The 10,562-nt window shown below is 69.8% G+C and carries 11 protein-coding genes; 6 read left to right on the top strand and 5 right to left on the bottom strand.

Features of this window, described 5'->3' with window-relative positions; genetic code table 11:
• Positions 1–255, bottom strand: a 255-nt coding sequence (locus GV155_RS19845) for a helix-turn-helix domain-containing protein (RefSeq protein ID WP_160011968.1), incomplete at its 3' end; no start/stop codon positions are given.
• Positions 256–875: 620 nt separating this feature from the next.
• On the opposite strand from GV155_RS19845, the gene GV155_RS19850 reads away from it, so the two are divergent.
• Both GV155_RS19850 and GV155_RS19855 read left to right on the top strand, forming a co-directional pair.
• On the top strand, positions 876–1,175 hold the full coding sequence (locus tag GV155_RS19850; protein WP_201300389.1) for a DUF3263 domain-containing protein: 300 nt from the start codon (positions 876–878) through the stop codon (positions 1,173–1,175).
• Positions 1,176–1,223: 48 nt separating this feature from the next.
• Positions 1,224–1,586, top strand: a complete 363-nt coding sequence (locus tag GV155_RS19855) for a hypothetical protein (protein ID WP_160011970.1) — start codon at positions 1,224–1,226, stop codon at positions 1,584–1,586.
• Here the strand turns inward: GV155_RS19855 and GV155_RS19860 are convergent.
• On the bottom strand, positions 1,523–1,816 hold the full coding sequence (locus tag GV155_RS19860) for a GIY-YIG nuclease family protein (RefSeq protein ID WP_236554537.1): 294 nt from the start codon (positions 1,814–1,816) through the stop codon (positions 1,523–1,525). The two genes, GV155_RS19855 and GV155_RS19860, sit on opposite strands and share 64 nt — an antisense overlap.
• Positions 1,817–1,987: 171 nt before the next feature.
• On the opposite strand from GV155_RS19860, the gene GV155_RS19865 reads away from it, so the two are divergent.
• Together GV155_RS19865 and GV155_RS19870 are read left to right on the top strand one after the other, a co-directional pair.
• A complete protein-coding gene (locus GV155_RS19865; protein ID WP_160011972.1) occupies positions 1,988–2,677 on the top strand; it encodes a type II toxin-antitoxin system PemK/MazF family toxin in 690 nt (229 codons plus the stop codon).
• 529 nt (positions 2,678–3,206) lie between these two features.
• Entirely contained in the window at positions 3,207–4,211 is a 1,005-nt protein-coding gene (locus GV155_RS19870; RefSeq protein ID WP_160011974.1) for a hypothetical protein, read from the top strand.
• Positions 4,212–4,518: 307 nt separating this feature from the next.
• Here the strand turns inward: GV155_RS19870 and GV155_RS19875 are convergent, their stop codons facing one another.
• On the bottom strand, positions 4,519–8,103 hold the full coding sequence (locus tag GV155_RS19875; protein ID WP_160011976.1) for a DEAD/DEAH box helicase: 3,585 nt from the start codon (positions 8,101–8,103) through the stop codon (positions 4,519–4,521).
• Between the two features lie 328 nt (positions 8,104–8,431).
• Here GV155_RS19875 and GV155_RS19880 point away from each other — a divergent pair, with 328 nt between their 5' ends.
• Both GV155_RS19880 and GV155_RS21020 read left to right on the top strand, forming a co-directional pair.
• Positions 8,432–8,764: a hypothetical protein gene (locus GV155_RS19880; RefSeq protein WP_160011978.1), complete on the top strand. Its 333-nt coding sequence runs from the start codon at positions 8,432–8,434 to the stop codon at positions 8,762–8,764.
• A gap of 155 nt (positions 8,765–8,919) precedes the next feature.
• Entirely contained in the window at positions 8,920–9,048 is a 129-nt protein-coding gene (locus GV155_RS21020; protein ID WP_268892628.1) for a hypothetical protein, read from the top strand.
• 200 nt (positions 9,049–9,248) lie between these two features.
• Here the strand turns inward: GV155_RS21020 and GV155_RS19885 are convergent, their stop codons facing one another.
• A complete protein-coding gene (locus GV155_RS19885) occupies positions 9,249–9,926 on the bottom strand; it encodes a MucR family transcriptional regulator (RefSeq protein ID WP_160011980.1) in 678 nt (225 codons plus the stop codon).
• A gap of 112 nt (positions 9,927–10,038) precedes the next feature.
• Positions 10,039–10,347, bottom strand: a complete 309-nt coding sequence (locus tag GV155_RS19890) for a hypothetical protein (RefSeq protein ID WP_160011982.1) — start codon at positions 10,345–10,347, stop codon at positions 10,039–10,041.
• Positions 10,348–10,562 lie beyond the last annotated feature (215 nt).

Consider the following 10,562-nt stretch of genomic DNA (forward strand, 5'->3'; position numbering starts at 1 on the left):
GACGAAGATCTCGTCGCGGTCGAAGACGTGGGACCCGCCAACCTTGCCGGCGGGCCGCAGGTGCCCGCGGCGGACCCACTGGCGGACAGTGGCCGGGCTGAGCCGGTAGTAGCGGGCAACGTCGCCGGTGGACCAGCGGGGCTGGCGTTCGAGGTCGTCGGTGGGGTCGGTCCCGTACGAGGCGTGGTTGTCGTCGTAGGGCGGCTCGAAGGTCGTCGGGGGCGGCCCGGGTCGCCGCCGCCGGGTCGGGGGCACCTGATCCGGGGTGGCTGGTGGCCGCTTGGTCGGGGCGCCGGACGCGGAGAGCCGTTCGGTGCGCCACCCAGATCGCCGGCCTGATGGTCCCGGCGGAGTGGTGGGCGGCGGCCCGGTTGGCCTGTTCGTTCTGCGCGGCGCCGGGCGAGGGGGACGGGGAGGTGGTGGTGCGGCGCGGATGGCGTCGAGGGCGTGCCGGGGAACGGTGGCGAGATGGGACGTCACGAACGCGTCGTAGACCCCGATCGCCTCAAGGACTTCGGCGGAACTTCGGTCGAGCTCCTCGGCGAACTCCCAGACCCTCACGGTTGCGACGGTATCTGCGTGACAGCGCAACGGGGCCGCAACCACGACCACCACCCGGAACGCCCCAGACGCAGGTCAGCCCCGGTTCGGGTTCGACCGGGGCTGGGCGTGGGCGCACTTCTTCCGCCACCTAAAAGTGACACAGGGAAGGTCCCTGCGCTACCCGACACGCCAGTCGCGCGGTGACGACAGGACCGCGTGCATCCGCCGTGCGCCTAGAACTGCGAGCGCGAGCGATCTGCGGAGCGACCGCGCACCGCCGCGTACAGTGCACTGAACGAACCGTGGTAGACACCGACGGCGGGAGACGGTCGATGTGCGACGCCCCTGAGGACCCCTCTTCGTCACCGAGTCCCTCTGCTGCCGATCTGAGCGCAACGGAGCTGGCCATCTTGGCTTTCGAGCGGCAGTGGTGGAAGTTCCAGGGCGCGAAGGAGACTGCGGTGCGCGAGGTGTTCGACATGTCGCTGACCCGGTACTACCAGGTGCTGAACACCCTGATCGACCGGCCGGCCGCGTTGCGGGCCGATGCGTTGACGGTGGGACGGTTGCGACGACTGCGGGCCGCCCGGGCCGCGCAAAGGGCGCCGCGCGCCGCCGACGGGTCAGCCTGAGCGGTGCAGCCGACGGTGGGTGTCGGCGCTCATCGGCACGCTGAGGTCATGGATGCGCACGGTTCAGGGAGGCAGCCCCTGCTCGAGCTCGACCCTGTCGGCAGCGAAGGATGCTTTGCGGTCTCCACCATCACCGGCGCTTACCTTCTCGACCTGACCGGGCGACGCTTGCAGCGAACCCCGGTCAAGGTCACCAGCGGGCCCTGGTCGCTGCTGTGGACCTTCGACCTCGACGGGCACTGGCTGACCCTGGTCGACTTGGTCCGGTGTGTGGTGGGTGAGCCGATGAGAGCCCGGGTGATGACCGGCGACCCGCTCCTCGAGCAACCCCTGCGCAGCTCTCCGGTTCAAGCCATCCGCCGAGCGCCGCCCTCTATCGGTGGCGCGAGAGCCAACGCGATCTCTCCGTAAGCGCGCGTCCGCGACGGGAGGTAGCCACAGAAGTCGTGGCTTCCAATCACAGAAGTCCCGGTCCAGGTTCCTGGGCAGGGACTCCTGCGTAACTGGGTGTGGGTGTCGTAGCGGAACGGGACGGAGGCGTCGCCGAGCTCGCGGATGCGGTCGTGGGGTTCCAGGCGTCGGGTCGTGCCGATCTTGACGATGCCGGGACCGAACGCGCCGACGTTGGAGATGACGTACACGTAACCGGCGCGGATGTGGGCGATGCGGTAGTTGTTGGCCTCGATCGCGGTCTCGTCGCGAGCTCGAGGAGTCGTGTCGCGTAGGACGGCGAGGGGCTGCTGACGGCGCCCCTAGGTAGGGTGCGCTGCCACCCACCGTTCGGTGGCCGCACGTCCGCAGGAAGCGAGAAGATGACCACGCAACCGCCGAGCCGAGGAGAGGTGTGGGTCGACCACGACGGACGGGAGGTCCTCGTGCTGTCGGTAGACGCTCTCAACCACGGTCGCATGCGGGACATCGTGTGTCTCCAGGTCGAACCCGGTGACCAGGCCGACGACGCAGAGTCGCCGTACGCGCTCGTCGTAGAGGTCAGCATGAACGGTGGGGTCGAGGAGCGGACCATCTTCCTAGACGAGCTGTTCTTGGTGGCTAAGGAGTACCTGGACAGGCCCGTGTGGGTGGTGCCGCCCGACGCCCTGGAGGAGGCCGAGAGCGCACTCGAGGAGATCCTGACCCCGGCAGCGGCACCCGCGGGGGCACCCGAGCGCCCGAAGGGCTACCCCCGCCCCTCGGAGATCCGCTTCGCTGATCTCCGCATCCCGGGCGAAGCTGAGAAGCCGGTGGTGGTCGTGTCCTCAGAGGCCTACGGGCAACTGGTCGGCCACGCGTTCGTGGTCGCGTGCCGGGTCAGTTCCAACAGCACTACAGTGCGCGAGTTCGAGGTGAAGCTGCGCAGCCAGAACGGCAAGGTCGTCTGTTCACACGTACAGACCGTCCGCCTGCAAGACATCACCTACCGCACCACCGGCGGCGCCTCGCACGTCACACCGGGAGAGGCGGACGAGATCCGGCGCATTGTCTGCTCCCTCCTGGGTCTTTGACAGGACCGCCAATGAGCGGGCTGGAATGTGGCCCCGCCGGCGGTCGTTGGAGGTGAAGTACCCCAAGGTTGCTGATCTGCTGAGGACTACTGCAGTTGCCCGCCTGTCCGGTACTGTCTGGGTCTCAGAGGAGGGAGATAGGCATGGCTACTGCTACCGCTGCTCGTGAAAAGCGTGAGGCGCTGCCAACGGCTGTCGTCACGAAGCGCCCCCGGCGCATGAAGGCCGGCAAGCCTAGCGAGGCTCGCCAGCGGCGCGTTCAGGACCGGCTCGCACGCACCTCCTTTGCGCGCGACGACGTCTGACTGACGCTTCGCTAGCGCTGGTCGACACGCGCCACCTCTCCTGAAAGCGCAGTTCAGATCCTTCTGTAGTCGGCCCGACAGGCCTGAACGAACCGTATCCTCCCGTATCTTTCGGCCGAAGGATACGGAGGCGTCAGCTCGCTGGTCGTGGCCTGTTGGCGCCGCCGTAACAGCAGGTTGCCCGGGTCCGACCCGGGTGGCCGGGGGTCACCTACGGTTCGGTCGTGGACGAGTGCGCGAGCGAGGGCTGTCGCAGCCCGTCACGGTGGCCGCGACCGCGCCGGCGCATCGGATTCTGCGACACCTGCCTCAACAAGTTCGCAGCAGCCCAGACCGCCACGATGCTCCGCCCAGGCGGCGACGCCCGGGCACGCTTCCGCGTCCGCCACGAGCCCTGTGGTGCCATCACCGACGTCTCGCTACCGATGCTGCACAAGGGCTGGGTGTGCCAGGCTTGCAAGCTCGCGAGCCTGACCGCGAGCGGCTGGGTGCAGGGCCGTGGCTCTTGGTCGTTGGAGCGGCAGGAGCAGCTGATGACGGTGGCCGGTCTTCGACCGCTCTCACCGTTGCTGGACAACGCCCTCGGCGACCAGCCTGTGAATGTCGAGTGCACCACCTGCGGCGGCGCGCAGACCAACTCGCTCTTCGGCTTCTCCGAGGGTGTGCGGCTCTCGTGGATGCCCTGCTCGTTCTGCAACTCGCAGCGTTTCAAGCCCACCGCCGAGATGGTCAGCGAACGGTTTGCCACACTCGGTCTGACGCTGACCTCGGCGTGGCCCGGGGACCCCACCGTCGGGCTGGACGCCACCTGTTCACGCTGCGGCACCCAGCGCATCGTCTCCTGTCTCGCTCTCGGTTCAGGCACTCCGCCGTGCCTTCGCCGTGACGGCCGCCGTCTCGACCCCGAGGCACCTCACCGCGTCTACCTGTTCTTCTTCCCGCGGCTAGGCCCCAACGGCGTGTTCAAGGTCGGCATCACCCACTGCGTCGACGACCGCCGGCTCGCTCAGCACACCGCCGTCGGCGGCCACTTGGTGCAGGTCGTCGAGGTCGCGGACCGGGCCACAGCATTCGCCATCGAGACCACCGTGCTCCGCAAATTTCAGCCAATCGCCCCAGCTCCTGTCACCCCGGCGGACCTGCCCTACGGCGGCGCGAGCGAGTGCTGGGACGCCTTCGTAGGACACCCAGACCTCCAGCAGTGGGTACCGCGACCCGCTGTCGACTGACACAGCACCGCGCGAACAGGCGTGGCCGACGCAGGTGCGCGATCGCGGAGGCGCTGGCCGGCCACTGCCACGGACGGTCTCGACCCTGGCCACCTCAAGCGGGTCGTTAGGGTGGCCACCCACGACGTGCGACCCCAACGGCGCGACGTCTCGGACCTCGAAGTTGATGGCGGAGGTGCGGTTGTCCTACTGCTGGCCCTCGGAGTCGCCCGGCAGGTTGTCGCGGACACGGGCTGGCGCGCCGCCGAGCTCGCTTGAGGACCGCCCCAGGTTCAGCCAGGTGCGTCCGTGTCACCGCGCGACGTTGTCAGCTGGTGGCGGCACTCTGGTCCCCGTCGAGTCCGGCAGGGTCGTCCTCGGTGCTTGGGTCCGGTGAGGTCGCGGCCGCCGTGGCTGCCTCCTCCTGGGCGAGGCGCAGCTCCACAATGACGCCGAGCGGCCAGAAACTAGAGGAGGGCGATTTCGGCTCCTTGAGGTACTCGGCTGCAACGCGGGCAACTTGGACGCGGTCTGCGCCATCGCGGACTAGGGAGCACAGCTCAGCATCGAAGACGCCGTAGCGGAGTCGGCTGGGCCCGAGCCGGTGGTGGGCGGCCTCGCGCAGCTGCAGATCGTCGGCGAGTGCTGCGATGAGCTCAAACGCTCCCGTGAGGGCCCATACAAGGAGCGTCTCAAGGTGTGTTGGCTTCACCGCCGACCAGGCCTCGGCGTGGTCTCGTTCGATGTCGGCCTCGATCTTGCCTTCGACCCAAGCGGCCAGGGCGGCTTCGAGCGCGCTGGGGTCGACCTCGCGAAGCTCTTCGAGCTCCTCGAGGGTTGCCACGCAGGTCCTGATGAGCCAGTGCAGGAGGCGCTCGCGTGCGTCGGGGTCCGGCGGGTCCGAGCGAAGCACCTTCACTACGGCGTCGAGATCGTCGGCAATGGCATCCCGTAGCGCCAGGCAACCCTCCAGCTTCAGGCCCGAGCGGTAGACGGCAGCACGCAGTACATCGTCGGGCACCCGCTGGGCGACCCGCGCCGCGTACCCCGCGCCGGTGGCCAGCGCGTTGGTCTGCGCCTGAGGAGCCGACGTCGCCGACCAGAAGGTCCGCTGCAGCGCCTCCTCGAGCGCCCTGCGGAGATCTCCATCTGCGGCGGCGGACTCGGCCAGCACCTCGATGGTGACGGCGTCAATGATGTTCTTGGTCTCCTGGGCCATGTGCTCCGGTGCGCGCGCCTGCATCACCTTGAGCGCCGTAGTGAGCGCCGTCTCGGTCGGGGGCAGGGCCTGGCGCATCGCTCGGCGCCACTTCCGAGCCTGATCGTGGTCGGAGGTCATGACAACCAGCCGCCCGCTGATGAACTTGCCAGCGCGTCCGGCACGGCCCTCAAGGTTGCGCAGCCTGGCGATGTCGGGCCTGTAGCTCGGGGCCCCGGTGCGCGGCGGGTGCGCGGCGATGACCGTGCGCGTGGGGAAGTCCACGCCTTCCAGCAGAGTGGGGGTGCACACGATGCACCGCAAGAGACCGCCCTCGACCCGGGCGGCCGACTCGATCGCCTGACGCACCGCCTTCGGCACGTCAGCGGTGTGTAGGCCGAACCCGTTGCGGAGCGCGGCGGCCTCTTCTGGGTGAAGCAAGTTCAGGCCGTCCGCGATCTCGGCCAGGGCTCGCCGGGGCGGTCCGAGCTGGCCGGTGGCCTCGTAGATGGTGTCGAACAGGCCCTTCGCGTGCGACTTGTTCGCGGTGAAAACGACGACGAGGCCCTCGGAGGTCCACTGAGACATTAGGCCCGTCGCCTCGTGCTTGCGATCCCGGATCCAGCCGTCGCCCTTGGTCTTCTCACTCGGTTTCAGTGCGAAGACCCGCTCGGGGTCGCCGCCCTCTGGCCACAGATACCCGATGCGAGCTCTCGTGGGCGATTCGTGCGGCAGACCGCGGATGAAGACGTGCCGTTCGAGCCAGGCCGGCCGCCAGTCGGACTCCAACGCGTCCCCGTTCACCCAGTTCGCGATGGCCGCGACGTTGGAGAACTGGCTGGCGAGGAGGACGACACGGATGCCGCGCCGCAGTGCCTTGGCGATGATGAGCTCGAGGGTGGCGCCGCGCGGCCCGTTGTCTACGTGTTGCGCCTCGTCGACGATCAGGAGCTTGATGTCGTCGAGGTCGATGCCGCCGTCATCGGTCATGGCCCGGCGCCAGTCGAGGTCGAAGCGTTCGGGGGTCACTACGGCCACCCCGGGGCCGTCCAGGACGCCCCCTGTGGAGGGGAGGTCGGTGTCGTAGTCGAGGCCGCCCTGCGAGGACCGCACGGCAACGTCGGCCGGGAGTCCGTCGCGGAGGTCGCGGTACAGCTGGCTGACGAGTGCTCGGGTCGGCGCCAGGACGGCCACGACGCCGTCGGGGTGCAGGTCGATGCTGTGTGCGGCGACCAGCTGCATGAGGGTCGTCTTGCCGGCGCTGGTGGGCATCTTGATGGCGAGGGAACGCTGGGCGGGGTCCAGCAGACCGCCTCGGACGGCCTCTGCTTGTGAGGGCCAGAACGCGTGCCGGCCGAACTGGCGCATCCGTGTGACGACGTGCCGCACGGCGACGCCGGTAGCCCCCTTCGCCTCGGTCATGGCCTGTGGATGACGGTCAAGGCGATGGATGACTGCGGCCGCGACGTGCTGTGCGGCGTGTAAGAGGCCCGGTTCGGGGGAGGACGCTTCAAGGACCTCACGCAGCCGGTCAGGCCGGTCTTGGAGGTCGACAACGTCGCGGACCGTGCCCGCGAAGTCACCTAGGGTGCGCCCGTGCAGGGTGCGGCCGGCGCGGGCGTGGGCGCCCGTGAGTAGTTGGGCGAGGCCCCGGACGTCGAGGTCGTCGTGCGTGGTGAGCGTGCTGGCGCGAGCTTTGGCGAGCCCGTCCTCGTCGGCCAGGTACCAGAGGCTGCTTTCGATGATGTCGCGGAGCGGGTCGGGCTTCGACGGGTTAGCGAGCTGGCTGGGCATGTCGCGGCTGACCAGGCCGGAGATGCCCGGCTTCGCGCCGGGCGCGATCAGGGCTGCCGCACCGCCGGTGAGGTCTCCGTAGGTGAGGCCGGCCGCGGCGTCGAAGATGCTGTTCATGGCGTCGACGAGGTCCGGGACGGTGACGATGTGCAGCTCGGTGACGTGGGGGGCGTCCTGCCACCTGTCCTCGATCTGCTTGGTCGACGTCCGGTCGGCGCCGACTACGGCGACTCCATGGCGCAGGTGCGGGGGCAGGGGTGCCCTGGGGTCGATGAGGCGCCCCAGGTGTGTGGCTGCTGAGAACGCGAAGTGACGCTCGTGGTCGGGGTGGCTGAGCATGAGCTGCACCCCGGCGGCCCATGCCTGCGCGAGGTACTCGGGGGTGACCACCTTGGAGCTCGCCTCGATGGGCGCGAGGATGTCTGACGGTCGGCCGATGGGGCGGCACTTGGCTTCGACAGAGACCGGCTCCGGAGCCTCCCCAGGGGTGATGGTCAGGCAGACGGTGTCGGGCCCCTGTGCGGTGGCGTTGGCAACCGTCTTGGCGAGCTGCAACTTCGTGTAGGGCACCGTGCGGCCCATTCGGATGCTGTAGATGCCCATCGCGACCATCTCACCAAGGTCACCCTTGCGGACGGTGTCCGAAGTGGGCACAACATCGCGAACCTCGGCGCTCGGGTAGCGCAGTCTGGCCATCTCGGTGACGTAGGCACGACCGACGTCGCGGGCGAGGGCAGGGATGTCGCCGGCCTCGACGCTAAGGGTCCACCGGTAGATGGTCAGTTGCCCGTCACAGGCGCTCTCGGGCGCCGCGGCCTGCCGGAGCCGCGTGCCGAGCTCGCTCGTCACGGCGCGGGCTTCTGGCGGCGGGCCGGTTTGTTGGTCGAAGCGGGCATGGTGCTCCTGGTCGGGGGTGTCCACCGGAACGTTCCCAGCGCATCGGCGGCGTGCAACGTGTCAGGGCTGAACCTACGTGGCGGCCTCGACATGCTGACGTGACGGTCTGCCCCGAGGGGACCGCCTGTGAGACCCGTGTGCCCCGGACATCCGCCCCGCTTACCCGGGCAGTCGCCTCAGCCCGAGACGGGACAGAAACCCAGACGCGCCGTACCGTGCCCGCGTGACCCAACCCCGCCGCCCCGCCCTTCTCGCGCTTCCCCTGCTGATGGTGGCGGCACTGCTGTCAGTGACGGGACCGGCGGCGGCAGCACCTGGGTGTGAGCCGTACTGCGACGACCGGACCACTGCTGTGGCGAATGAGCTGAACGGCCGCGGCCACGGGGGCTGGCTCGCCACCACGCTCGAGGACGGCGGGTACAACGGGCGCCGCTGGGCTGAGATCACCAAGATCCCGGACGGGCACGGCAAGCGGTACGTCGGAGTCATCCACGTGCCCGCAGGCAAACCCGGCAAGGTCCGGCGTGCCCTGTCCGGCACCTGGTACGCGCAGCGCCGAACGGTGTTCGTGCTCCCGCTACGAACCCGGCACGACACCCGTGGCGCCGCCAACGCCAGGCACCGCGAGGCCACCCGGTGGGCGGCCCGTCGCCTCGGAGGTGACTGGGAGGTGCGCCGCCCCTGACCCCTCTGGCGCGCCCGCCCAGTCCGCACCGACCAACCGCGGTCGGTGTTGCCTGCCCGCTACGCGGACCACAGGGGCCGAAGCGCCCGCGTTGCCGCATTGACGCCTGTGGAAAAGCTCAGCAGCGGGGGCCGTGACAGGAGCATGATGCGTAGGTGCCCCGCTTCCCCGCCGACAGCGTCGTCGAGTTCCCCAACCTCGATCACCGCGACGCCGACCTCACCTTCGGCGGCTGCGGAGACCCGGACTGCCCGACCGGCGCCATCGACGCCGTCGAGAGCTAGGGGCCGCGGGGTGTACGCCCTGGATGGGTTCTCGCTGCTGACCCACCTCGGCGCCGCTGCCGGTGGCGTCCTCATCGGCCTAGCGATGGCCCGCTCGCGCCGCTAGCCGCCTGTCGCGCCTGCGTGGGCGGCACGAGCAGTGGCTGCGCGTGGCGCGGCGCTCCGCCCGAGTCCGTGTGCACCCCGACCCGTACTCAGGGTCACCGGCGTCCGGGGGCGTCGTCCATCTGGGCCAGCAGACGCACCGCGACCGACCCCCCGCACCCAAGCTCGGTGCGGACCCGGTGCGCACTCGACCCGTCCCGGACCCTCGCTGCCAAGTAGGCCTGCAAGGTGTCGAACCCCAGATCTTGCGCCTGCTGGGTCCATCGTTCGCGTGCGGCCGCGGCACGGGCGTCCCGGTCGGCCCGCAACGCCACCGAGGCCCCCTCCCTAGAGGCAGCTAGCCGGCCCTGGGCTCGACGTGTACCCGGCGGCTGGGCGGCCCGGCCCAGGTCATGCAGCACACCGGTACGCGCCATCTCTCGCCCCTGCTCGAGACCGGTGCGCACCAGCTCGTTCGACTCCCACCGGCGCAAACCCTCCACCCGTCGGGCCTCACCCAGTACCGGTGCGATCAGCGACTGCTTCCGGTTCAGCCCGAACCGGGCCCGGTAGGTGCCCAGGTCCATCCCGTGCCGCGCCGTGTGCACCCCAGTGACGGCCGACAACGCATCACCACACGCATGGCACACCACCCGCTGTCCCGATGCCACGACAAGCATCGCCCCCACCGGCGCGTAGACCCACGTCCCATCCGGCAACCGGTCACAGGGCAGATGCGGCTCGAGCGCCCCATCCGCCGAAGCCCGAGGCCGTTCTGGGTCGGTCGTCGCCACGCACCGAGTCTGTGCTGCGGCACCGACAGCCGTCACACACCGGCAGACGTCACACACCGGCAGGACGTGGGAGACCAGCAGCCCCGGCCTCCAGCGTTCCGCCCGGCCCAGGTCATAGACCGCGGCGCCGGGCCTCCTGGAACAACTGCGACACCCGGGTCTTCGACAACCCCGTGGCCTCCGCAACCCGCCCGTAGGAACCCAGCAACCCGTACAACTCGACGACCGCACGCAGCCGCGGCTCGGCCACCGCGAGCAGCGCATCGTCGAGAGCGCTGAACATCTCGCTGACCTCCCGAACCGCCTCGACCGGATCAGCGATCGCAGCCAACCTCGCCGCCTCAGCATCGAGCGCCGCCTCGAGGGCCTCAGGGAGCTGCCGGTCGGGCTGATACCCGGCACGACGCTGACGAGGAGGCACGAGACCACCCGACCGCGTTCAGAGGACTGAACAACCGGAGGCGCGCCGCCAAGCCCGCACCCGGACCACGACCCCCGGCCCGCACTTGCCACCCGCGCCCGGCCACTGACGGTGACGCCCGCCCACAACCCATCCCGAACACGAAGGCCAACACACCATGCCCGAACCCGACCCGCCCCCAGGCCCCGCACACCCAGCCCCCCGCCGGCGCCGGC

This window comes from Nocardioides sp. AX2bis (assembly GCF_902506435.1).
In the GTDB taxonomy this organism is placed as follows: domain Bacteria; phylum Actinomycetota; class Actinomycetes; order Propionibacteriales; family Nocardioidaceae; genus Nocardioides.

Bases quoted from the DNA above. Each gene is read 5' to 3' on its own strand.
- GV155_RS19850 (WP_201300389.1), top strand. From the start codon at position 876: ATGTGCGACGCCCCTGAGGACCCCTCTTCGTCACCGAGTCCCTCTGCT.
- GV155_RS19855 (WP_160011970.1), top strand. From the start codon at position 1,224: ATGGATGCGCACGGTTCAGGGAGGCAGCCCCTGCTCGAGCTCGACCCT.
- GV155_RS19865 (WP_160011972.1), top strand. From the start codon at position 1,988: ATGACCACGCAACCGCCGAGCCGAGGAGAGGTGTGGGTCGACCACGAC.